15 protein-coding genes are annotated in these 23696 nt (G+C 71.0%); 7 read left to right on the top strand and 8 right to left on the bottom strand.

Going from position 1 to position 23696, the window contains the following annotated elements:
* The first annotated feature begins 167 nt into the window (after positions 1-167).
* Together KGD87_RS33300 and KGD87_RS33305 are read left to right on the top strand one after the other, a co-directional pair.
* Positions 168-1802, top strand: coding sequence for a hypothetical protein (locus KGD87_RS33300; RefSeq protein WP_284664958.1), 1635 nt, complete (start codon positions 168-170; stop codon positions 1800-1802).
* Positions 1803-2352: 550 nt separating this feature from the next.
* Positions 2353-2712, top strand: coding sequence for a hypothetical protein (locus KGD87_RS33305; protein ID WP_284664959.1), 360 nt, complete (start codon positions 2353-2355; stop codon positions 2710-2712).
* 174 nt (positions 2713-2886) lie between these two features.
* On the opposite strand, the gene KGD87_RS33310 is transcribed toward KGD87_RS33305, so the two are convergent.
* From KGD87_RS33310 to KGD87_RS33345, 8 genes are read right to left on the bottom strand one after another with little or no spacing between them, the layout of a single operon-like run.
* Positions 2887-4806, bottom strand: a complete 1920-nt coding sequence (locus tag KGD87_RS33310; protein ID WP_284664960.1) for a tetratricopeptide repeat protein — start codon at positions 4804-4806, stop codon at positions 2887-2889.
* Positions 4806-5441, bottom strand: coding sequence for a hypothetical protein (locus KGD87_RS33315; protein WP_284664961.1), 636 nt, complete (start codon positions 5439-5441; stop codon positions 4806-4808). Before KGD87_RS33315 ends, KGD87_RS33310 begins: the two co-directional genes overlap by 1 nt.
* Positions 5438-5947: a hypothetical protein gene (locus KGD87_RS33320; protein WP_176419147.1), complete on the bottom strand. Its 510-nt coding sequence runs from the start codon at positions 5945-5947 to the stop codon at positions 5438-5440. The genes KGD87_RS33315 and KGD87_RS33320 overlap by 4 nt, the downstream gene beginning before the upstream one ends.
* Positions 5929-9198 carry a tetratricopeptide repeat protein gene (locus KGD87_RS33325; RefSeq protein WP_284664962.1) on the bottom strand — a complete coding sequence of 1090 codons (3270 nt, stop codon included), beginning with the start codon at positions 9196-9198 and terminating at the stop codon, positions 5929-5931. Before KGD87_RS33325 ends, KGD87_RS33320 begins: the two co-directional genes overlap by 19 nt.
* Positions 9195-10781, bottom strand: coding sequence for a hypothetical protein (locus KGD87_RS33330; protein WP_284664963.1), 1587 nt, complete (start codon positions 10779-10781; stop codon positions 9195-9197). Before KGD87_RS33330 ends, KGD87_RS33325 begins: the two co-directional genes overlap by 4 nt.
* Entirely contained in the window at positions 10778-11413 is a 636-nt protein-coding gene (locus tag KGD87_RS33335; RefSeq protein WP_284664964.1) for an outer membrane beta-barrel domain-containing protein, read from the bottom strand. Before KGD87_RS33335 ends, KGD87_RS33330 begins: the two co-directional genes overlap by 4 nt.
* 52 nt (positions 11414-11465) lie before the next feature.
* Positions 11466-13700, bottom strand: a complete 2235-nt coding sequence (locus KGD87_RS33340; RefSeq protein WP_284664965.1) for an AgmX/PglI C-terminal domain-containing protein — start codon at positions 13698-13700, stop codon at positions 11466-11468.
* 39 nt (positions 13701-13739) lie between these two features.
* Positions 13740-14141, bottom strand: a complete 402-nt coding sequence (locus tag KGD87_RS33345) for a hypothetical protein (protein WP_284664966.1) — start codon at positions 14139-14141, stop codon at positions 13740-13742.
* 99 nt (positions 14142-14240) lie between these two features.
* Here KGD87_RS33345 and KGD87_RS33350 point away from each other — a divergent pair, with 99 nt between their 5' ends.
* The 5 genes from KGD87_RS33350 to KGD87_RS33370 all read left to right on the top strand — a co-directional run bounded on the left by KGD87_RS33350 (position 14241) and on the right by KGD87_RS33370 (position 23694).
* Complete coding sequence (locus KGD87_RS33350) at positions 14241-16664, top strand: MtsA protein (RefSeq protein ID WP_284664967.1); 2424 nt, start codon at positions 14241-14243, stop codon at positions 16662-16664.
* Between the two features lie 182 nt (positions 16665-16846).
* Positions 16847-18436, top strand: coding sequence for a calcium-binding protein (locus tag KGD87_RS33355; RefSeq protein WP_284664968.1), 1590 nt, complete (start codon positions 16847-16849; stop codon positions 18434-18436).
* Between the two features lie 170 nt (positions 18437-18606).
* A complete protein-coding gene (gene mtsC / locus KGD87_RS33360; protein WP_284664969.1) occupies positions 18607-19935 on the top strand; it encodes a cell-cell cohesion MYXO-CTERM protein MtsC in 1329 nt (442 codons plus the stop codon).
* A gap of 34 nt (positions 19936-19969) precedes the next feature.
* A complete protein-coding gene (gene mtsD, locus KGD87_RS33365; RefSeq protein WP_284664970.1) occupies positions 19970-21949 on the top strand; it encodes a cell-cell cohesion protein MtsD in 1980 nt (659 codons plus the stop codon).
* On the top strand, positions 21946-23694 hold the full coding sequence (locus KGD87_RS33370) for a vWA domain-containing protein (RefSeq protein WP_284664971.1): 1749 nt from the start codon (positions 21946-21948) through the stop codon (positions 23692-23694). The genes mtsD and KGD87_RS33370 overlap by 4 nt, the downstream gene beginning before the upstream one ends.
* Positions 23695-23696 lie beyond the last annotated feature (2 nt).

Below are 23696 nucleotides of genomic sequence, written 5' to 3' on the forward strand. Positions count from 1 at the left end.
GCGCGTGATGACCCAGGGCCTTTCCCGTGGGGGGCGCCGTTTCGTCACCCTGGCGGCAGACGGGCAGGGGAGCCTTGGCCTGCCCGGTGCTCCCACGCCGCACACCGGGCGTGCTGTCGTGCCTCCTCGCCCCGTCTCCCTTCGGCGGGCGCGGAGGTGCCACGGCATTGCGTTTCGAAACGGCGGTGTGGTGCCTGGGCATGCTCGTGCTGGCGTGCGGGCCGGAGCAGGACGGGCGTCCGTGTGATGCCGCCTGCGAGCCGGAGGACACGGTGTGCCGCGCCCGCGCGTGCGCCTCCGCTTTTCCGGATGAGGCCCTGCGTACCGCGGTGGATTGTGTCTCCATGCCGGAGGGTGGCCGGTGTCTGGGGGCTCGCATCGTGGAGCGGTGCGTGGAGGGCGTGCGCCTCCAGGAGGATTGCGGCGCCACCGAGGCCTGCGTACTGGAGGGCGTAGCCCACTGCGCCGCGGGCGCGGCGTGCCTGGACGGCGGCTCGCGGTGCTCGGCGGACGGTGTGTGGCAGGCCTGTGTCCAGGGGAAGTGGCGTGCGCGCGAGTGCGCGGCGGGCTGCGTGGAGACGGAGGGGCGCGGCTGGTGTGGCGCGCCTGGGCCCACGCTGAGCGGCACCGTGCGCTACGCGCGAAGGTTCCCGGATGCCGACTTCACCGGATGGTCGGCGGAGGCGGAGTGGGTCCCGGCTGGAGGCTTCCTCGTGGCCTCGTATCAGGGGGCCGCGCTCGTGGACTTCCAGGTGTCGGGGCTGGATGGGCGGTTCTCGGTGCGGGTCGCGGCGCAGCCCCGGGAGGAGGACCGCATCGTCGTGTACGCGGCAGGGCTGGGCTCGGCCGCGCGCGTGGCCTACGCGGTGGCGGACCCGGGGCAGCGAGGGGCTCGGGAGGTGACGGAGGCGCCGGGCAGCGCGGCGCGCATCTGGAGTTGGTCTCAGTCCACGCGCGCCGTGGCCGGACAGGGCGTCTTCTCCATCGCGGAGGCGGACGGTTCCGGAGCCGCCTCCGTGTTCAGCGCGCTGCGCACCGCGTGGCACGAGTCGCGGGGACGGTATGGCCGCGCGGGGCTGCCTGTCGTGGCGTGGCTCGGCTTTGGGACGACGTGGTCCTGCGGCGCCTGCTTCGCACCGTGGCCGGTGACGGCGGCGGGGCGGACGTGGGGCGCGCAGGTGTGGCTGCCGGGGGATGGCGACGCGGCCTGGTGGTCGGAGGCGATGGTGCTGCACGAGCTCGGGCACTGGGTGATGGCCAGCCATGGCACCAGTCCGAGCGAGGGCGGTCCGCACTACCTCGGCGTGCCCACCTTCCCGGGGCAGGCGTGGAGCGAGGGGTGGGCCACCTGGTTCAGCGCGGACGTGCGAGGCAGTCCCCGCTACTTCGACAGGCAGGGTGGGACGATGTTCTGGATGGACCTGGAGGCGCGCCGGCCCGCGACGGGTGCGTGGACGCGGCCCCGTCCGGAGGCGGGATTGCTGCAGAAGCTGGAGGTGAGCGAGGTGGCCGCCATCCTCTACCGGCTCGGCAAGGGCACGTCGTCGCGGCAGCCGATGTACGAGGCGCTCGCGGCCCCCGGTATGAACGCGGCGCCGTGGCGGCGGGGCTACCAGCGGCACCAGTGGCGTGTGGAGGCGGGGCAGTTGGTGGACGTGGCGCGGACGGACATCCCCGCTCCCTGCCTGGCGGACTTCCTGGACACGATGATGTGCCAGGGCTTCCCGCGCTGGGTGATGGACGCGGCCACCGAGCCGGAGTCCGCCTACCCGTATCCCAGTCACTCACCGCTGTGCCAGTGACGCCGCGGAGCATGTCGATGACGACGCCATGTCACGGAGAGGCCGCATGTTACTGACGCGCAAGCGAGTGGTGGGCGTCGTCCTGGCGCTGGCGCTGGCGGGGGCCCTGTCCACGGGCGTGGCTTCAGGGGTGGAGCGCATCCGCGGCAAGACTCGCAAGCGCCTCGCGCCGCCCGCTCCTCAGGAAGCCGTGGCACGCACACGCGTCACCGGGGACGCGGCTGTCTTGCGGACGCCGATTTTCGCGGGCCTTGCCCCGTCTCCGATGCAGGGAGGTGTCTCCGCGAGCCGTGCGCTCTTGGCGCCTCCCGCGTCGGGGCACCGCGCTGCCCGGACGGAGGAGGCACGAGGCCATGGCCACATGGCTTGGAAAGGCCGTGGTGCTTCTTCATCTGCGGAGGATGCACGGCCAGCGGACGACGCGCCGACGCTGGACGCTGCTGGGCATGCGCACGCCACCGGTCCGGGAGTTGGGCTCACGGCGAGGCTTCCTTCTCCCCTACGCGTGAACTGGACGGTGGTGGCGTCCTCGCCTGGGCAGGTGTGGCTTGTGGCCGAAGTGGAGCGGCGCGCGGGCTTCGAGGCACCCGTTGAAGTGCGGCTCTCGCTTCCTGCCGGTTCCACGCTGACGGAGGGCGCGGCCGCCTTCACCGTTCCCGCTGGGGAGGGGACAGGCGCGCGCTCCGTGACGTACGGCGTGGCCTTCGAGGCTGGCACGCCGCCCTCGGAAGACCTCGTGCTGGTGGCGCATGCGGAGGGCGCGTCCTTTGGCGTGCACGCGGAGGCGCGCCATCGATTCGGCCGGGCGCTCGCGCTGGAGCCCCAGCCGGTGCCCACGGGGCCTGAGTTGCCCGCCGTGCTCAGGACAGCGGACGGCACGTCTTCTGGCGCCACGGATGAGGAGCGCTGAAAGAGGGGGGCCGGTCCGAGGTTGGCAGGTCGCGGGTCGTCGTCGAGGAGCAATATTGGGGCTGTCGTCCGCGTTCCTGCACGCGGCTTCGAATGTGCTGCTCAAGCGTCTGGGCTCAACGCAGGGCTGCGCGGGCGCGATGCCCGCACACGCTGCCGTGGGCCCGCGCGCGGCCTACGGCGTGGGCGCGGACGCCGTCAGTCGCATCAGCGCGTCCTTCGCATCCGGGTGGTCCGGCTGCAACTGCACGGCCCTCTTGTAGGCGTCCTTCGCCTCGTCGAGGCGCTTCGTCGCCTCCAGCAACTGCCCGAGCGCGTTGTGCGGCTCGGCGAAGTTCGGGTCCGACTGCACGGCGCTGCGGAAGGACTTCTCCGCGCCCTTCGTGTTGCCCTGCTGGTACAGCGTGTGGCCCATGTACAGCAGGCCCAGCGAGTGGCGCGGGTCCACCGACAGCACGGATGTCAGCGCCTTCTTCGCCTTCGCGCCGTCGCCGCCACGCAGGTAGATGAAGCCCAGCTCCGCGCGAGCCTCCAACTGCGCCGGGTCCTTCGCCACCACCGCCTCGAGCTCCGACACGGCCAGGTCCGGCCGCCCACGCCGCGAGTGGACGATGCCCAGCCGCGCCAGCGCCGCGGTGTCGGCCTCTTCGCCGTCCCGAGGCTTGAGCAGCCCCTCCGCCGCCACATAGTCGCCCATGGCCAGCAGCAGGTCCGCGAGCGCCAGCTTCGCGGCGCGGTTGGCGGGGTCCTCCTCCAGCAGGGCCTTGTAGAGCGGTTGCGCCTTCGCGCCCATCCGCTTCTGCGCGTACACATCCGCGAGCGCCAGCCGGTTCTCCGGCGTGGGGGAGAGCTTCACGCCCTCTTCGTACTCGGCGATGGCGCCATCCAGGTCACCCTTGGCGCGCAGGGCCTCGCCATAAGCGGCGCGGGCGCTCGCGTCCTTCGGGAAGGCGTCCACGGCCGTCTTCAGGGTGGCCACCGCCTCGTCCGCCTTGCCCAGGCTGAGCCACGCGCGAGCAAGTCCCTGGTACGCCTCGGTCGTCTTCTTCCCGTCCTCGGCGCTCTTCTCGATGGCCTTCGTGAAGGCCGCCACGGCCTGCTTCTTCTTGCCCTGCGTCAGGTACAGGTGGCCCAGTTGGATGTACGGCCCGCTGGACCGCTGGGGCTCCAGCACCACGGCCTTCTCGAAGGCCTTCATGGCCCGGACGTTGTCACCGAGCTGGTAGTACGCCAGCCCCAGGTTGAAGTGCGCCTCGGCGAACTTCGGGTCCGCCGCGATGGCCTTGAGGAAGGCGTCGGTGGCCTTGCGTGGGTCGTCCTTCCCGTTGAGCGCCACGCCCAGGTTGTTGTGCGCGCTGGCGTGCTTGGGGTCTGCGGCCAGCGTGCGCTGGTACTCGGCGATGGCGCCGTCCAGGTCGTTCTCCCGCATGAGGAGCACGCCGAGGTTGTAGTGCGCCTCGGTGTCACCCAGCTTCTGCCGGGTGGCCTCGCGCAGCGTCTCCTTGGCCTCGCCGTTGAGGCCCTTCTCCGCCAGGGCCTTGCCCAGATTCACGCGGGCCACGTTGAGCTTCGCGTCCAGCTTCAGCGCCTCGCGGTAGGCCTCGATGGCGTCGTCCGTGCGGCTGGCGCGCTGCAGGGCCTCGCCCAGGTTGAAGCGCAGCTCCGCGTCCTGGGGCGCCAGCTCCACCGCCACCGCGTACTGGCTGATGGCCACGTCGCGCTCGTCCAGCACGCGCGCCAGCAGGCCGCGCTCGGCCCGGAGGGTGGACGCCTCGGGGAAGGCGGCGATGGCCGTGTCCAGCACCGTGCGCGCCTGCCCCGGCTCCCCGGACAGCCGCAGCGCGCGGGCCAGGGCCAGCTTCGGCGGGATGAGGTCCGGCTCCTGGTCCACCAGCTTCTTCAGGGGCGCCACGGCCTTCTTCGGCGTGTTGAGCGCGAGGAAGGCGGTGCCCAGGCGGTACAGGGCGTCCGCGTCATCGGGGGCCTCGGCGAGCCGCGCGCTCTCCACGGCGGCGGTGCGCTCGAGCGTGGCCGTGTCGGGCTCGGCGGCCTGCGCGGTGAGGAGCTGGAGCACCAGGAAGCTGGCAGTCTTCATTATAGGTTCTCCACGTAGGGACTCGCGCGCGCGTCGAAGGTCTTCTTCGCGAGCGCCGCCTTCTTCGCCTCCCACGCCTCCCGCGCCGTCTTCTCTTCCTTCTCATCCCCAGTGAGCTCGGCGCGCTCTTCCTTCACCTCCGCCTTGCACTCGGAGACCTGCTCCTCGAAGTCCTTCGGCTCCAGCCGCTCGCTGCCCTCGACCTTCGCCTTCCGGGCGACCTGCAGGCGGGCCAGCTCGAACTCCGCGAAGGCGCAGCGCAGCGCCAGCCGCTCCACGTCCCGCAGGCCCACGGTGAGCCGCTGCCGGGCGCGCAGATACGCCACGCGGGCCTCGGCCTCGTCGATGGCCAGCTTCGCCACCTCGCGGGACACCTCGTCCGACGCGCGGTCCACTTCGTCCTTCGCAGCTTCCTGGCGGGAGCGGGCGCGGCGGATGTGGTCGCGGGCGCGGCCAATCTCGTTGTCGGCCTCGTCCACCTTGTCGATGGCGAGCGCGAGGTTGTTCTCCGCCTCCAGCAGCTCGATGCGCGCCTCGTACGGGAGCTTCTTCTCCAGCGAGTCGGGCACGCGCATGTTGTAGCTGGCGCCGCACGCGGAGAGCAGGGGGAGGGTGAGCAGGACAAAGCGCTTCATGGAACCGTCGCCTCGAAGCTTCCGAAGATGGTGCGCCCGGAATAGGTGTGGGTGCCGTTGACGAACGTGACGTGGAACTCGCCGGAGATGCGCTGCCCCTGCTGACTGGGAAGGGCCTTCACCTTCAGCCCACCCACCCGCAGCTCCGGGAAGGTCCGCGCCGGCTCATCCAGCACGTTGCGGCCAATGGCGCCGCGCTGGGCGCCGTTGGCCAGGACTTCCGCCAGGTTGACGTCCAGCGAGCCGGTGTAGCCCTCCGGGAGCATGTCCTGCACCCGGGCGCTGACCTTCAGCACCGTGTTGGTGCCCGTGCCCTGCTGGGTGACGAAGTTCACCGCCAGCTCGCCTTCGGCCAGCTGCGCCTCCGCGCGGTCGTAGCGCAGGTCGAGCAGCGACGTCACGCTGCCCTCCAACTGCCCGCCCTCGTCGCCACAGGCGCAGAGGGCGGCGGTGAGCAGGACGCCGAGCCACGATGCACGCGCGGGCCTCACTTGCATGCCTTCCACCCGCCATCCACGTCGTTGCCGCCCAGCGAGGCCACGTCCTTGAGCACGGCCAGCTCGCGGCGGGCGCCGTCCACGTCGCCGAAGCGGCAGCGCAGCGCGGCCAGGTTGAGGCGCGCCTTGCCGAAGGTGGGGTCGGAGTCCATGGCGCGGCCGTAGGCCTCGCGCGCGCCCATGGCGTCACCCATGTGGAGCAGCGCCAGTCCCAGCGCGGAGTGCGCCGAGGCCCGCGTGTCCTGCAGCTCCGTGACGCGGCCCAGGGTGAGCTGCGCCATGCCGTACTGGCGCGCGTCCAGGTAGGCCAGCCCCAGCGCCTCCAGCGCCTCCGCGTTGAGCGTGCGCTCGGCCTTCTTGCGCAGGTCCTCCAGGGACGCCGGCTGCGTGGGCGTGCCCGGCTGCGGCACCGGCAGCGCCGCCGTCTCCGTGCGGGCGCGGCAGCCCACCACCGCGGCGCTGAAGACCTCCAGCGACTCGGCGCGGGACAAGCAGGCCTTGAACGCCTCGTCGGAGCGCGCCTTCAGCGGCGTCACCTGCTCCTTCACCGCGGCCCGGAACTGCTGCGCCTCCGCGGCGGACAGGCCGGCGGGAAGGGCCGTGCCCTCCACCACGTCCGCGATGTGGCCGTACGCGAGCGCCAGCCGCCACAGCGAGGCCACCGCCCACTCGGCGTAGCCCAGCGACGCGGCCTGCGTGTAGATGCCCTCCATGCTCTGGAGCGCGGCGACCTTCTCCTCCACCTGGTCCGCCGACAGGTCCCTGTAGCCGCGGTAGAGGATTTCGCCCAGGTACCACAGGCCCTTCGCCGCCTCCTCGGTGCCGCCGTTGGGGCCCTGCACCGCGGTGGTGAGGGTGGCGATGAGCGCGTCGGCGGGCGCGGTGGGCGCGGTGGTGGCCTGCACCTCGGCCAGCACCGCCGCCGCGGCGGCGCTGTGGCGGTCCATCTTCAGCGCGGCCTCGGCCGCCGTCTTCGCGCGAGCGAAGTCCTTCTGCTTCAGCCGCGTCTGCGCCAGCAGCACCAGGACGTCCGCCTTGCGCGCGCCAGCGATGTCGGCGGCGGCCTCCAGGTCACGCGCCGCCTCCTTGTGCTCGCCCAGCGCCATGCGCAGCCGCGCGCCGGCCAGCCAGCCGTCCACGGCGGCGAAGTCGCCACCCAGCTTCTGACCCACCTGTTCGAACCAGCCCGCCGCCTCGCCGAACGCCGCGGCCTCCGCCGCGTGCCGGCCCAGCGTCAGCAGCACGTCCGACAGGTACTGGCTCTTCGGGTAGTCCTGCACCAGCTTCGCGCCCAGCTCGCGCTCGGCCTGCATGTCGCGCTTCTCGCGCGCCGCGGTGAACGCGCCGTAGAGCGCCTTCTCGCCGATGTCGGTGTTCTTGTTCTCGTCGGCGACCTTCACCAGGCCCTGGATGACGTCGCCCGTCTCCTGGGCGCTCCGCAGGGCCAGCTCGTCCAGGGCCTCGGCGCGGCTCTGGGTGAGAATCTTCTGCACGTCCGCGCGGAAGCTGGCCGGCAGCGGCGCGCCCAGCAGCTTCTTGCCCGTCTCGTCCAGGCCCTTGAAGTCGTTGAGCTGCCGCAGGCTGTCCAGCGCCAGGTTGCCCGCGACGGGGGCTTCCTTGTGCTGCGGGTGGCTCAGCGCGAAGGCGGTGAAGAGCTCGGCGGCCTTCGGGTACTCGCCGTCCTCGTAGTAGGCGCGGGCGATGTTGAACTTCACCACCAGGGCATTCTCGCTGCGGGGGAAGCGCGACACGAAGTCGGCGCCCAGCAGCTTCATGGCCTGACGCGCGTCCGCCACCTCGAAGGCGTTGCGCTTCTGCGCCTCCTCCGGCTTGAGCGTGGAGAAGTGCGCCAGCAGCGCGGCGTTGAGGGCCTCCTCCTCACCCTTCGCGTCCTTGGCCTTCACGTGGTAGCGGGCCAGCTCCTCGAACTGGCGCGCGGCCTCGGGGTACGCGTTGGCGGAGTACAGCGCGTCCGCGCGGTTCTTCATCATCGTGCGCACGTGCTGCTGGGGCCGGAAGAGGCCCAGGTACGCCTGATAGGCCTCCGCCGCGCTCACGTAGAGCGCCTTGTCGTTCTTCTTCTGCGCCTCCACGTGGAGCAGGGTGGAGAGGTCGCGCGCCATCTCCTCCAGCTCCACCAGGTGCTTCTTGCGCTCGGCCTCCACCAGCTCGGGGTCCGTCTTGCTCTGCACCGCGGCGCGCACGAGGATGCGCAGGTCCTCGGCGTCCGGCAGCACCTTGCCCTTGGAGGCCTTGATGGCGTCGTAGAGCTTCTGGCCGCGCTCCAGGTCCAGCTCCGGGTCGTGCTGGATTTCCATCAGCTTGCGCAGCGCGGGGATGGCCCACTCGTACTGCTGCTTGATGAAGTAGCGGTTGCCCAGCTTGTCCAGCGCGAGCGCGTAGGTGGCGCGGCTGTCGCTGAGCTTCTCGAAGTAGTTGAGCGCGCCCTTGGCCGGCTTGGCCTCGGTGTAGCTGTAGACGAGGTCCAGCAGGGCCTCGCGCTTGACGTTGAGCGCCTTCTTCACGTCCACGCCGGGCAGCGGCGCGCTGGCGGCGGCGGCCTCGAAGAAGGTGACGGCCTCCGCGTGCTTGGCCTGGTTCACCCGAATCCAGCCCATCTTGTAGCGGGCCAGGTCGTGCACCGGCGAGGGCGGGGCCTCCAGGATGGCCTGGTAGTGCTTCTCCGCCTGGCCCAGGTCGGCCTTGTCGAAGAAGTGGTCGCCCAGAATCTGCTCCGCCTCCAGGCGCAGCGGGCTGCCAGGGAACTTGCGCGTCAGGTCGCCGAGCGTCTTGAGCATCTCGTCGAACTGGCCCAGCTCGCGCTGCTCGTGCGCCAGGTAGAACGTCACCTGGTCGCCGTCCTTGAAGTCCGGGTACTCGCGCAGCAGCCGGTAGTACATCTGCACGGCCTTCTGCTTCATCAGCCGCGTCTCGGGGGACACGATGGCGCCGCTGGCCCCCTCCGGCCGCGTCTCCGCCTGGAGGTAGTACACGTAGCGGCTCTTCTCCACGTAGAGCTCGGCCAGCCGGAACTGGAGGTCCGGCAGGTAGGGCGCGTTGCGGCTCTTGGAGATGAGGCGCTCCGTCTCGCCGATGGCGCGGTCCACCTTGAAGATGTCGCGCTTGAGCTTGGCGATGAGCTCGTCGCGCTCCTTGGCCTTGGAGACAATCGGGTTGATGCCCGGGCCGGGGCGTCCGGCGCCGCCCGGGGCGGCCGCGAGCATCGCGGCGGCAAGCAGGCCCGTCAGGTGGCCGGTCATGGCGTCTCCTCGATGCAGCGGCTGTCGATGCGGACCCGGTAGGAGCGCAGCTCGTCGTTCCAGTACTCGCCGTCGAAACGGTAGGCCGTTTGCGTGGGCGACAGGAGCTGCTCGTCCTCCGGCGCGACAATCCGCGCGCCCTTCTTCACGCGCTCGTACAGCTTCAGGCCCACTTCGTACTCCATCAGGCGCACCTGCTCGGCGGCGCGCAGCAGCGTGTCCGCTTCCTGGCGGACGGCCTCGGCCAGCCGCGCGTCATGGACGCGGACCGCCTCGGCGCGGGACAAGTCATAGAGCTTCGTCAGGTGTGAGAAGAGCCGGTCGCCGAAGCTGCCGGCGTAGCGGCCCAGCCGCTCGCCCTCCAGCTCCAGCGTCTCCAGGAAGCGCGCGGCGCGCTGGGTGCTTCCGTGGGCGTTGGCGGCGCGGCGCAGGCGCATGTCCTGGGTGAGGTCCTCGCGGTTGCGCACCGCCTCCAGCGAGTCCGCGAAGCGCCGCGTCAGCTCCTTGGCGGCGCGCTTGGCCGGCAGGTAGTGGCACAAGTCGCGGTAGATGAGCGCGCGCAGCAGGTACTTGTCCGGCATGAACTCGTCGCGGAAGGACGGCGCGTCCAGCGTGGTGAGGATGCCCAGCGACGCGCGCAGCTCGCCCAGCTTGTAGCGGGTCCACGCCTCTTCCAGGTAGAGGCTGGCGCGGCCCGGGTCCAGCTCGGGCAGCTTCACGCGGTCATACGCCTCCAGCGCGCCCTGGAAGTCCTTGCGCTCGTAGCGCAGGCGCGCCACCGCCAGCGCCGCCTCGTTGCGCGCCTCGCGGGTGAGCTTCTCGTCCGCGGACAGCGCCAGGAAGTCGGCGATGATTTCGTCCGACGGCTCCTTCACCTGCTTCAGGCGGGTGACGAGCAGCGCGAACTTCGCGTGGCTGGCCTCGGCGGTCGTCTCCGACAGCTTGGCGAAGTGGGTGTTGGCCCAGCGCTCGTTGCCCACGCGCAGGTCCACCAGACCCTGCTGGTAGTGCACATACGCGCCCGTGTCTTCCGGGAGGAAGCCCAGGTCCAGCGCGCCGAAGACCTGCTCCTCGATCATCACCTCGTCGTGCGGCCGGTCCGTCAGCGCCTTGAGCGTGTCCAGGGCGCGGGGCAGCGCGTTGGGGTTGGAGCGCTCGCGGGCGATGCGGGCCAGGTAGGAGGCCCCCGCGTGCGTCAGCCCCAGGTCGATGAGGCTGCGCGCGAGGAAGTACTGGCCCCAGGCGTAGTTCTCATCCGTCTTGGGGGCGGCTTGCAGCCAGGCATGGAGGGGACCCGCGGCGTCGCGCGGCTTGCCGTCGAAGTAGTCCTTGAGCGCCTTGTCGAAGACGCCCGGGTCCACCTTCTGCGGCGCGGGAGGCGGCGCTTCCGCGGCGGGACTGGCGGCGTCAGGCGCAGCGGCCGTGGCGTCAGTGGCCTCGGCCTTGTCTCCCGCCGGGGGCGAGCCCTGCGCGGGAGCGGGGGACGTGGGCTGCGCGGCGGCCGGAGACTGCGCGGCGGCGGGCGCTGGAGACACGAGGAGCGCGGCGCTGGTGAGCGCGGCGATGAGCGAGCGGGAGGTCATTCCGTGGCGCCGAAGTTGAACGCGGTTCCGAACTGGATGAGCGGCACCTGGATGACGCGCGTGGGGCCGGTGAACACGGTGTTGTTGGTCACGTCCAGGCGCAGCGACAGCGTCTTGCCGGTGAAGAGACGCAGGCCGAGCCCGACGTTGACGGCGGGCTTGAAGCCGCCGTCCCGGTCGAGCTTCACCACCGTGCCGCCGCCCAGCAGGAAGGCCTCGATGTGCAGCACGGACTCATTGAGGAAGGCCATCTTCCCGTAGAGCGGGCTCCAGATGAGGTCCGAGCCCACCATCCACTGCACCTGGTCCTGGAAGGCGGCGGCGTTGGGGGACGTGTTGAAGTCGCGCTCGAGCTGCTTCCGCAGGCTGGTCTGCAGGTTGTAGCTGTAGGTGCCACGCCCGACCTGCCACCCGAAGGTGTCACTGAAGTGGTACGTGTACCCGACGGTGCCCACCAGGCCCTTGTAGTAGGCGTTGGCCGGCAGCACGCCCACGCCGAGCAGCAGCTCGTGGTGCATCCGGAATCGCCGCTCCTGGATGGCGGACACTGCGCCGGGATTCTCCAGCGCCTCGGCCTGCGCGCGGACGAGTCCGGGCGTCAGCAGCAAGAGGATGAGCAGGGCGTATCGCACGGTGGGGGCTTCCTGGGGGAGGACGGGAACGGACGCGCGGACTGAGGCCACGTCAGTAGCCGACCGAGTTGAAGAGGAACGGGTAGGTGATGATGACGACGCCACCCTTGGGGGAGGGGAACGTCCACGACTTCAGCTTGGAGAGGATGCAGGACTCGACGGAGGCATTGCGCAGCGTGGAGGACTTCGTCTTGGCGGCCACCACGCGGCCGCTCGCGCCGATGGTCCACTGCAGCACCACCTTGCCCGCGAGCCCCGGGTCCTTGAGCAGCGCGCGCTCGTAGCAGCCGTGGACCTCGTTGAGGTGGCTGTTGATGACGCGCGCCACCGCCTCACGGTCCACCGTGCCCTGCGTGGAGGCGATGCTGCGGGCCGTGGCGCGGGTGACGGTGCCGCCCACCTTGCCCTTGCCCACGCCGCCCGCGCCCAGCGCGCCGATGCCACCGCCGCCCTTGCCGCGCAGCAGCTCCGCGCCCAGCGTGGCGCCGCCGCCCTTGCCGCCGCCGCCCAACCCGAAGGTGCCGACGCCCGCGTTGGCGATGGGCGCCTTCCCGATGAGGCCGGACAGCTTGTAGTTGGAGTTCTTCACGTTCTTGCTGCCGGGGCCACTGCCGAGCTTGTCCACGGCGGCGAGCAGGTCCTTGGTGGCGGGGCCCGCGGCGGACAGCTTGGCCAGCGCCTTGAGCGCCTTGTTCTGCGGCGGCGCGGCGGCGACCGCCTGCTCGGGCTGCTTCGGCGGCGGCGTCTTCTCCGCCGGCTTGGGCGGGGCCTTCTGCGCCACCTTCTCCTTGGTGGGCTTCTTCGCCTGCTGCTTGATGGCCTCCAGCTTCTTCTTGGCCTCTTCCTTCTTCTTCGGTTCGGGGGCGATGAGCCGCAGCGCCACGGGGGGCAGGCTCTTCTGCTGGAAGTCCGCCACCTCCGGCTGGTGCGGCTTCAAGACCAGGAACGCGGCCATCGCGGAGGCGAAGAGGCCCAGGAGCGTCAGCGTCAGCCAGGGCAGCCCCTTGAGCGGGTTGACGAAGACGCGCGCGGGCTTGGGCGCGGCGTAGGCCACCAGGGACATCTGCCCCTGCGTCAGGCGCGCGGCGGTGCCCTCGCGCAGCGTGAGGAAGCGGCGGCTGCCATCGGACTCCAGGGCCGCGCCGGTGACGGGGGTGAAGCGGCCGTCACCAGCGCTCTTCTCCACGTCGGTGCCCGGCGGCACGAAGAGGCGGAAGGCGTTGTTGAGCGGCTCGGCCAGCGTGAAGGGCGCGCCCTCCGGCAGCGTGAAGCCCCACAGGGGCATGGCCCCCTCGAGCTCCAGCGAGGCCTGCACCGGCTTCTTCTTGTCCGGCGCGAAGCGGCGCGCGTCGCGGCGCACGGCGCCCCAGTACAGCTCCAGGTAGAGCTGCGCGGTGCCCTTGCCGGACGGGATGCGCGGCGCATGCGTGGGCCGCGCCAGCGTGCGCTGCTCCTCCAGCAGCGGCCCGGTGGGCGCCGGGAGCGGATCAAGGGCGAGGTCCGCCATCAGCTCGTCCGCGAACTGCATGCCCGGGTTGGCCACCGGGGCCGGCTCGGGCGCGGCCCTGCGGCGGACCGAGGGCACCGTGCTCGCCGGCACGCCCGCGGGGGCCTGCTGCGCGCCAGACACGGGGATGACGGCGGGCTGCGCCCGCGGGGCGCCATGCGCGTGGGCACCAGCGGCGTGGACGGCGGCCTGCTGGGGCACGGGCGGAACCACGGCCACCGCGGGCATGGGCTGCGCGGGCGTGGGGTAGGCCGCCTGCGTCGCCACGTGGGCGGGAGGAACCGCGGCGACCTGTTGTGGGGCGCGCGCGGCGGGCATGGTGGCGGACAGCGGAGGGACGCCTGTGGCCGGACGGAGCTGCCGCGCGGGGGCAGCGGCGTGCTGCTGCGGGGCGAGTGGCGTGGGCGCCTGGGCCGCGCCGAGCAGCGCGGCGACCTCGGGCGGCGGCTGCGGCTTGGCCTCCTGCGGCTTCTGCGACAGCACGCGCGTCTTCAGGATGAAGGGCCCGCAGAGGACCTCATCCACCGGCCGGATTTCACAGGCGGAGACGCGGTGGCCATTGACGAAGAGGCCCGTGCTGGAGCCCGCGTCCTGCACCGCCGCGCGGCCGTTCTGGAAGTAGAGCAGGGCGTGCCGCGGCTCCACGGACGGGTCATCCAGGCGCAGGTCGGAGGACATATCCGAGCCGAGCGCATAGGTGCCCGGGACGAATACCTCTGTTCCCACGAGGAGACCGTCGCGGAGGATGACGACTTGCAGGACGCTGGGCTGACCGCTCAACAGTGACGCTCCATTCAAGGGCTGGGGGGCGGTGCTGCCCTAGGGGTCGTACACCGTGGAGAGCGTTTCGGAGCGGAAGCTCTCGCGCTCGCGGATCATCGACCGCGTCTTCAGTTCCTTGCGGTCGTAGAGGTACACGGCTCCGGACTTGTTCGTCTGTCCCTGGATGAGCCGGTCATCGAAGTCGATGCGCGCCGGGCCCCGCTGCGGCAGCGCGTTGGAGGAGGCCGTGGCCGCGTCGCCCGTCACGGGGTCCACCACGGACGCGCCCTTGGTTTCGATTTTCGGCGGCGCCTTGGAGGCCGCCTTCTTGGCGGCCCGGGTCTTCACCTGGCGCGAGGTACGGCCACGTTTCTGGGCCCAGGCTTCGGTCGGAGCCACCAGCGTACCGACGCCGAGGAGCTGGGCGACAGCCATGCAGAGGAGGAAGCGTCGCATCATCAACAGGTTAAGCGATGCGTGTACCGACCTGTCAACGCACACTCCGGCGCTCACATGTGACGCTGTGCGCGCTCAGGTGTAGAGGGCACTCCACCCCATGTGGGGCGCATCCACCACGGTAGGGTGGGATGTTGCCGGGACGCTGGAAAGATGGCGTGCGGCGCTGCGTTTCGAGCTCGCCGGGCTGATGGGTATGCTCGCGCGCGGAGGCTACTGGCGCGGATGAGCAGGAGTCGCAGGCGTGCGGTGCTGGCGGTGCTGACCGTGTCGATGGTCGCCGCGGGCGTGGTGGTGGTGCATCGGCTCCGTGAAGCAGCCGCGCCCGCTCCGGTCGCCGAGGCTGAACGCCCTGCCTTGTCGTCGGTGGGGCCCCGGCTCACGAGCAATGAGACCTCCCAGCCGCTCTCCATCCAGGGCGAGCGGCTGGCGCCGGGCCTGTCGCTGTCGCTGGGGCCTCCGCTGTCGCTGCGCCTGCCGTTGACGGTGGTGGATGCCACGCACGCCTATGCGCGGCTGCCCGCGGGGCTCCGCCTGCCAGCGGAGGCGCCGCAGGCGGTGGTGGAGGCGCGGCTCGTCGGGCCGGACGGCACCGAGTCGGAGGGCTCGGCGCGGCTCACGGTGGTGAATGACGCGGCCTTCACCGACCTGACGGCGATGGTGCCCGCGCCGGATGGACGCACGCTCTTCATCGCTTCGTCGCCCACCGACACGGTGTTCGCGCTGGAGGTCGACAGCGGGCGCGTGTCGCGGCTGGCCACGGGAGACGGTCCCTCCGCGCTGGCGGCCTGGACGGATGCGGACGGCCGGCCCTGGCTGGGCGTGGCGCACCGGTATCAGCCGGAGCTGTGGCTGTACGCGCTGGACGCGCCGGAGGCCGCGCCTCGGGTGCTGCCCGCGCCGCTGGGGGCGGAGGGGCTGGCCGTGGATGGCCGTGCCGGCGTGGCCTTCGTGGCCGAGCGCGTGCGGGACCAGGTGCGGGCGCTGTCGCTGGCGGACGGGCGCGTGCGGTGGTCGGCGCCGGTGGACCCCAACCCTCGGGCCCTGGCGAGGTGGAAGGACCTGCTGGCGGTGGGCAGCCTCCAGACGGGGCAACTGGAGCTGCTGCGGCAGGAGGATGGGGCGCTCGTCGCCACGGTGGCGCCGGGCCCGGGGGTGTCCATTGTCGGGGGCAACACCGAGCGCTTCCGCGAGCAGGTGATGGGCGGCAAGGCGCCGCGCTTCCTGGTGGCGAGCGAGCGGCTGGGGCACGTCTTCATGTCGAGCCTGGGGCCGAACGTGGGGCCCAATCCCCAGCGCATGGAGGTGAGCGCGAACAGCGGCGTGTCGGTGGTGGAGCCCTCGCGTGGCACCTACGTGCGGCACCGGGGCTTCGGCGCGGGAGGCACGGAGGGGCTGGCGCTGGATGACGGCGCGGGCCTGCTCTACGCGGCGGACGTGGGGCTGGGGCTCGTGCGGGTGCTGGATGCGCGAGCGCTGGTGTCGGGGGACGCGCCCGCCCGGCGCGCGGTGCTCCAGGAGGTGGCGGTGGCGCCGCCCGAAGGCACGCCGCGCATCCGGCCGCCCGAGGACTTCGGGGTCCGGGGCAGGGCGGGCGAGGCGCTTCATTCAGGGCCCAGCGCGCTGGCGCTGTCGCCCGACGCGCGCACGCTGTATGTGCTCAACCGCTTCACCCGGACGGTGGCGGTGGTGGACGTGCGCGAGGCGAAGGCGGGCAAGGCGCGGGTGGTGCGTCAGCTTCCGGTGGAGACGTCCCGCGCGCAGGCCAAGCGCCGGCTGGGGCAGGTCCTCTACTACGCGGACCTGGGACGCACGGGCATCACCTGTGACGGCTGCCACATCGAGGGCCACACGGGAGGCATCTTCTACGAGAAGACGCAGCCCAACCGCATCTACCGCTCCACGACGCTGCGAGGCAGCCGCGACACGCCGCCGTACTTCACGCCCGCCAGTCACATCAGCCTCGTCGACACGGTGCGCTTCGTGGGCGCGCGCAACCGCTTCCACAACCCGGACCCGTCGCCGTCGGAGGTGGAGGCGCTGGCCCTCTTCAACGCGCTCATCGCCACCCCGCCCAACCCCCATCGTGGTGAGGACGGTGCCCCGCTGGAGGCGGTGGAGTTGCCGGACGGCAGGGTGGGGCGGCCAGCGCGAGGACGCGCGCTGTTCGAGGGCAAGGGCGCCTGTACGACGTGTCACCCGGCGCCGCTCTACACCTTGGACCAGGACCTGGCCACGCGGGGCCGGTATCTGGAGGTGGGCACGCCCGTGGCGCTGCCGCTGCGGCTGGAGCAGCAGGACCTGGCGCCCGGCGCGGCGACGCCCTCCCTGGTGGGGGCGTGGGACGTGTGGCCCCTGTTGACGAGCGCCACCGCCGGCTACGGGGTGAAGGACCACCGGCTCGTGGTGGAGACGCGCTTCGCGCTGCGCGCGCTGCTGGAGACGTCCGGGCCCCAGCATGGCGACGCCAGGGCACTCTCGTCTGAAGAGCGCGACGACCTGCTGGCGTTCCTGCTCACGCTGTAGGCCGTCACCTGGCTGCCCATGCCCGGAGGACGCCGGGCTTCACGGCGCCGCCGGGTGGTCCGACGCCCGTTCCACGGGGAGGCGAATTGTCGGCCCGTGCTGTGCCCCTTGGGTGGTGCTTGCGGGCTTCGTGTCACGAGCACTTGCGTTGTCACCGGGGCCTAAGGTGTACAATCGGACTGATGCGCGCCCTCACGCGGTCCGTCTGGCTCATTCCCGTGCTGTTGCTGTCGTGCTCCGACGCGGGCCTCTACGCGCTCAATGGCCGGGGACCCGGCGGGAAGGACCGCGCCAGCTTCTCTGGGACGGTCTGCGTGCCGCTCGCGGGCGGCGAGGCCTTTCCCACGAAGGTGATTTTCGCGCTCCAGGGCGGCGAAGGCGTCGAGCGCGAGGTGGTGGGTTACGCCACCGAGGCGCTGTCCACGCTCTCCAGCCGCTTCTCCGGTCCCTTCGTCCACTTCAGCCTGGTGGCGTACCACACGGTGGCCACCGGCCTGCTGGGCAGCTTCTCGGATGCGTCCGCCTTCCAGTCCGCGCTGCCGCGCTACGCCACCTACCAGGAGTCCGGCCCCGTGAGCGTCCGCGCCGCCCTGCGGCTGGCCAAGACGCTGCTGTCGGGCGACATGCAGACGTCCTGCCGCGGCGAGGTCGCTCGCACGCGCTACGTCATCGTCGTCGTGGTCCGCAGCCAGGACACCAGCTGCGCCAACCCGGCCTTCAACGTGGGGCTCGACTCGCGTTGCAGCGCACTGGGCAACACGTCGGCGTGCAGCCAATGTGAGCTCACCGCCGTCACCGGCGAAATCAAGGCGCTGGCCTCGCAGTTCAGCGCGGGCGAGGTGGTGGTGCAGCCCATCTACGTGCGCGGCGAGACGCCAGACCTCATCACCCGCCAGCACGTGGCCGCCATCGCCAGCGCCGGCGGCACCGAGCCGCTGGAGACGGACGCGGCGGGCCTGTCGGGCACCCTCACCAACATCCAGTACGCCGCGCGGACCAACACCCTCAAGCTCAAGCGCTTCTTCGCCTACAACCGCAACGTGGTGGTGCGCGCCGGACAGGTGCTCGTCGACAGCGACGGGGACGGCCTGCCCGACGAGGATGAGGAGCTGATGGGCACCGACCCCCTGCGCCAGGACACGGACCAGGACGGGTTGATGGACGGCGTCGAGGTCCGCATGGGACTGGACCCGCTCCAGCCGGACATCATCAACGGCTGCAACGTGTCCCTGGACGAGGACGGCGACCGGCTCAACACCTGCGAGGAGCGCGTGCTGGGCACCAACGCCTGCATCGGTGACACGGATGGGGACGCGCTCCCGGACCTGGTGGAGGCGCTGGCGATGACGAACCCGCTCATCCCCGAGGACCTGCTCGACACGGACCGCGACGGCGTCACCAACGTGGCGGAGGTGGAGGCGCACGCAGACCCGCTCAGCGCCGACCTCGACTTCCACCGCGAGCGTGGCTACGGCTACGAGCTGGTGGAGACCACGCCCACCGCGGATGGCCGCAGCTGCTACCAGGTGCGCGTGGAGAACGTCACCGTCGTCCCCACCCGCGAGCGGGCACACCCCTTCATCCCGGGCGAAGTCATCAAGGCGGGCACCAACGAGGTGTACCTGTACCTCCAGGCTGGCCGGGACAATGACCCACGAGGCGCGGGCATCGGCTCGCTGCTCATCCAGGAAATCCAATACAGCGAAGAGGGGGGCCGCCTGCCGGCCGGCATCATTCCCCTGGAGCCCGACACCTTCATCCCAGGGACCTGACGTCCTGCCACGGTGTGGGGTGTACCCCTCGCCTTCACTGGGGAGTCCCCCCCACATCCTCAGCCCGCCGTGCTCCTCCTCGTGTCCAACCCGCTGACATTCCAGGGATTCCTCCAAGTGTCTGGTACGGATCGTTCCTTGCTAGGCGTCCGGTGTTGAAAGGAGTCACCATGACACGCGCTCGTTTCGCTTCAGCCCTCACGCTGGGGGCTTTCCTCGTCCTCGGCCCCACGGGGGCGCTGGCACAGTCCAACAACAATCCCGACAACCCGGAGTGCCTGGGGGACCGGTGCGGCATGCCGCTGGAGGTCGGCGGTGGCTGTGGCTGCGGCGCGGGCGGCAGCGTGTGGGTGAACTACACGGACGACGGCGACACGCTGTCGTACACGGACGACGCGGACGGCGACGGCCGCGCGGATGACCGCGACAACTGTCCCTTCGTCTCCAACCGCGACCAGGCGGACGACGACGGCGACGACGTGGGCAACGCCTGCGACAACTGCTCCATGCTCTCCAACTTCCAGCAGCGTGACGCGGACGGCGACGGCATCGGCGACGACTGCGACCCGGACCAGGACAACGACGGCAAGGTCAACGCGGAGGACAACTGCCCGCTGGTGCCCAACCCGGGCCAGGAGGACCAGGACCGTGACGGCCTGGGCGACGTCTGCGACCTGGATGACGACGGCGACGGCGTGCTGGACGGCGAGGACAACTGCCCCCTCGTCTACAACCCCGACCAGGCGATGCCGGAGGACGTCACCCAGTGCCGCGTGGACGCGGACGGCGACAACATCTCCGACAGCAGCGACAACTGCCCCGGCGTGCCCAACCCCGACCAGCGCGACACGGACGGTGACGGCGTGGGCGACGCGTGCGACCCCGACATCGACGGCGACAGCGTGCTCAACACGCAGGACAACTGCCCCGCCGTCTCCAACCGCGACCAGCGCGACGATGACCGGGACGGCATGGGCGACGCGTGCGACACGCGCTACTGCCTGGTGACGAACCCCGAGCGCCCCGACGACTGCCTGGACCCGAAGTCGCCGTTCACCGTCAGCGCCGGTGGCCTGTTCCGCACGAACGAGGCCGGCATCACCATCCGTCCGCCGCTGTTCGCCAACCGCAACGGCGCGGCCATGGAGTACGAGTGGGCGGTGGTGAAGCGTCCCTCGGGCTCCACCGCGGTGGTGGAGCGTCCTCAGGGCGCGGTGACGCTCAGCCGTGACTGGCAGTACATGTACGTCGACGGCAGCGTGCCCACCTTCGTCCCGGACAAGAAGGGCGAGTACCAGCTCCAGCTGACCGCGCGCCTGGCCTTCTCCGACCGCGTGTTCCCCGACCAGCGCGTGTCCACCTCCACCCTCACGGTGCTCGTGGGGGATGACTCGGAGGAGGGCAACAGCTGCAGCTCGGTGCCCGTGGGCTTCAGCGCCACCGCCCTGGGCGCCGCGCTGCTCAGCGTGCTGATGCGCCGCCGCCGTCCCCAGCAGTAACCTCGCCGTTCCCCCACCAGGAGGTCCCTTCCGCATGCGCCGCTTCGTTCGTACCTCGCTGCTCGCGGCGGGCCTCCTGGCTTCGGGCCTGTGGTCCTGTTCGGACGCCATGCTCGAATCGAGGGTGGATGCGCTCTCCAACCTCGATGACCGGCTGACGCTCCAGGGGCGGGTGTGCACGCGCCCGCCCAGCCCCTCCGGCTTCCCGGTGAAGGTGGTGGTGGTCATCGACGAGTCGGGCAGCATGTGCGTCTCCGACCCGCCGGGCGCGCAGCTCGACAGCGGCTTCTGCCAGCGCCGGGAGATTCTGGACATCATCCCGGCGGGCGTCACCGAGCCCGCGCGCGTGCGCGCCCTCAAGCGGCTGGTGCAGCAGTTCCGCGAGGTGAATGCGCAGGGCGGCAACGTGCAGGTGTCCGTGGCCCCCTTCGAAACCAACGTGCGCAACGTCTGGCCGCCCACCACGACGGGGGACCGCTTCGCCCGGCCGGACAACAACATCGACAGCTACATCGAGGGCCTGCAGAGCCAGCTGGGCAAGGGCACCGACTACCAGGGCGCCCTGTCCTACGCCTACAGCCTCATCTCCAGCGACATCAACGCGGTGGCGCAGTCCAACCCGGAGCTGCTGCCGCGCACGCGCTACGTCGTCGTCTTCCTCACCGACGGCACGCCGTATCCGCGCTGCTCGGCCACCGACAACCTCAGCGTCTACGCCGACCCGGACAACCCGGACCTGACGTGGGCGGACTCGTTGGTCGACTTCTGCAACCTCACCAACACGACGGACCAGATTGACGGGTTCGAGGTGGGGACGGACCGCAACCAGAACTACCAGTTGTTCAGCTACGTGCGGCGGCTGATGGAGTTGAAGGACCAGTACAACGTGGGCGACTTGCGCATGCACACGGTGCTGCTCTTCAACCAAGAGGCGGTGCGGGCGTGTGGCCCCATCTGCCAGGACATCTACGGCGTCTACCCGGGCGTGGCGCCGGCGCAATATCCGGAGGCCGCGAAGAAGATCGCCGCGTGGCTGCTGCGGCGCTTCGCGGACATTGGCAACGGCGTGTACCAGGAGTTCAACGACACGGGCGAAATCTCCAACCTGGGGCTGGGCGCGCTGGACTACTCGTCGTTCGCCTCGCGCAACGTGATGAAGACGTTGCTGGTGGAGTCGCTCAGCTCCGCGCCGGGTGACACCAGCCGCGTGCTGGACAGCGACGGAGACGGCGTGCCGGACTCCATCGACAACAGCTTCACGCTGAAGACCAACACCTTCGTGGCGGACAGCGACGGCGACTGTCTGGATGACGGCTTCGAGTTCCGCCGCGAGGACCAGGGCTTCCGCGCCGCCAATGACCTGGACGCGCGCGGGTGCAACCCGGCCTCGCCGCTGACGCCCAACTGCGTCTGCCGCGACACGGACGGGGACGGCCTGTCCCAGTTCGCCGAGGACTACCTGCGCACGCGCGCCGGCATCGTGGACAGTGATGGTGACGGCGTGCCGGACGGCCTGGAGGCGCGCTGGGGGCTGGACCCGTTGGAGAACAGCGTGTCGGGCCTGGACACGGACGGGGACGGAATCCCGGACGGCCAGGAGCTGCGCGCGGGCAGTGACCCCACGCGCCGCGACAAGGCCTTCCACGAGCGCTTCGGCTACCAGTACGAGACGCGCATCGCGGAGGTCCGCCCCGACGGCAGCCTTTGCTACGACTTCACCGTGTCCAACCTGCAGCTCGTCACGCCGCCGGACCGCGCGGGCGTGAAGCAGGGCTACAACCTCTTCAAGGTGTGGTTCGCCGAGGCGCCGGAGAGTGGCGTGAGCACGGACTACGGCGTGTGGCGCACCGCCTGCGCCTGGGCGCAGTACGCGCCGCCCAGCGTGCGCGTCCCACTGGGGCCCGAGCTGACCTTCGATGATGCTGACTTCCGCCGGCCCGACACCTTGAGCAACCCGTGGAACAACCAGAACGACTGCGTCGGAATCCCGCCCTCGGGGAGCGTCACTCCGTGAGCCGCGCCGTACGAGTCCTGGCGGGCGTCCTGGTGTCCGTGGCGCTGGTGGTGGCGTGTACGGATTCCTATCTGTACGACCCGCGCCGTGACACGGAAGTGCCGGTGGACCGGGCGGTGACGTTGGAGGGCCGCTTCTGCACCGTGGGCAGCAACGAGGTGGTGCGGCCCATCAAGCTGGTGGTCGCCATGGACGCCTCTCAGTCCATGCGGGTGAGCGACCCGGACGGCGCGCGCGCCACCGCGCTGGTGGAGCTCATCCAGAACCTGCCCAGGGACCCCGAGGTCCACCTGGCGGTGATGCTCTTCGCGGGCAGCACCACGGCCTTCCTCACGCAGCAGCCGGGCAACCCGCCCGAGGACGGCTTCGTCCAGGTGTCCTCCATGGATGACGCCACGCTGCGGCGCCTGTCCGAGCAGCTGCTCACCTTCCGCAACCCCGACACCTCGCCGAACCGGGACTCGACGGATTTCGTCAAGCCGCTGTCGGACATCTACTCGCTCATCAACACGGACATCGCGCGCAGCCGGCTGGAGCCGGGCGGTTCGCAGGCGCTGGCGCAGGCGCGCTACTCCGTCATCTTCTTGTCGGACGGCAAGCCCACCAACGACCAGGACGACGAGCTGCTCCGGGGCGACGCGGTGGTGCGCATCCGCCAGCTGCGGGATTTGGTGGAGGACGTGCGTGTCAACACCGTGCACGTCTTCAACCCCACGCAGCCGGTGTCCTCGGTGTGTGATTTGTCCGGTGACGGTGGCTGCCCGCTGCTCATCATCAACCAGAACGCGGACCGGCTGGAGCAGATGGCTTCGCTGGGCGGCGGCAACTTCCGCGACTTCCGCAACAACGAGCCCATCAACTTCCTGGACTTCACCTTCGGCCAGGTCCGCCGCGCCTTCATCATGAAGGAGTTGGTGGCCTTCAACTTCTCCGCGCCGCCCGGCAGCCCGGTGGGTGAGGCGGACTCGGATGGTGACGGCCTGACGGACGCGCGCGAGCTGGAGCTGGGCACGGACCCGCACCGGGTGGACACGGACGGGGACGGCTTCAGCGACGGCGTGGAGGTGTACTTCCGCGAGCGCGGCGTGGACTTCGACCCCACGCAGGAGGCCCTGCCGGACGGTGGCGGACTGGACCGCGGGTGCCCGCCGGCGCTGCGCGGGGTGGACTCGGACTGCGACGGCCTGCTGGACTGCGACGAGCAGTTCGTGGGCACCAACGCGACACTGGCGGACAGTGACCGGGACGGCGTGCCGGACGGCATGGAGTGGCTGGGCGGCACCCAGGGCGCCAGCAACGACTTGGACGAAGACCCGGACAACGACGGGCTGACGAACCGGATGGAGCTGCGGATGCACACCCGGCCGCTGGCGGTGGACACCGCGGACCTGTCGGTGAATGGCTACCGCTACGCCTTCGAGGCGGACGGCCCGCCGGACAGCCTGGGCCGCCAGTGCTACCGCTTCCGCGTGGAGAACGTCCTGCTGGCCCCGACGATGGCGTCCACGGACGACGCGGGCGTGGTGCAGCGCGGGGCGGGCTTCAACGACATCGCGATGTCCGTGGCCATGGTGCCCGGAGACGACCCCACCGCCCGGACGCTGGTCCGCACCTTCCGCGTGAATGACGTGCGCTACCCGGTGGGCGGCATCAAGTCGCCCGCTGACGGCATCCTCCGCGTGGAGCCCGAGCAGTTCGTCGACGGCTGCCCCGGCCGCCCCGACGACGTGCCCCCGACGCCTTGAGA

The sequence above is a fragment of the Myxococcus sp. SDU36 genome, assembly GCF_030168875.1.
GTDB classification, from domain to species: Bacteria; Myxococcota; Myxococcia; order Myxococcales; family Myxococcaceae; genus Myxococcus; species Myxococcus vastator.

Bases quoted from the DNA above. Each gene is read 5' to 3' on its own strand.
- KGD87_RS33355 (WP_284664968.1), top strand. From the start codon at position 16,847: ATGCGCGCCCTCACGCGGTCCGTCTGGCTCATTCCCGTGCTGTTGCTG.
- KGD87_RS33315 (WP_284664961.1), bottom strand. From the start codon at position 5,441: ATGAAGCGCTTTGTCCTGCTCACCCTCCCCCTGCTCTCCGCGTGCGGC.
- mtsC (WP_284664969.1), top strand. From the start codon at position 18,607: ATGACACGCGCTCGTTTCGCTTCAGCCCTCACGCTGGGGGCTTTCCTC.
- KGD87_RS33345 (WP_284664966.1), bottom strand. From the start codon at position 14,141: ATGATGCGACGCTTCCTCCTCTGCATGGCTGTCGCCCAGCTCCTCGGC.
- KGD87_RS33330 (WP_284664963.1), bottom strand. From the start codon at position 10,781: ATGACCTCCCGCTCGCTCATCGCCGCGCTCACCAGCGCCGCGCTCCTC.
- mtsD (WP_284664970.1), top strand. From the start codon at position 19,970: ATGCGCCGCTTCGTTCGTACCTCGCTGCTCGCGGCGGGCCTCCTGGCT.
- KGD87_RS33310 (WP_284664960.1), bottom strand. From the start codon at position 4,806: ATGAAGACTGCCAGCTTCCTGGTGCTCCAGCTCCTCACCGCGCAGGCC.
- KGD87_RS33325 (WP_284664962.1), bottom strand. From the start codon at position 9,198: ATGACCGGCCACCTGACGGGCCTGCTTGCCGCCGCGATGCTCGCGGCC.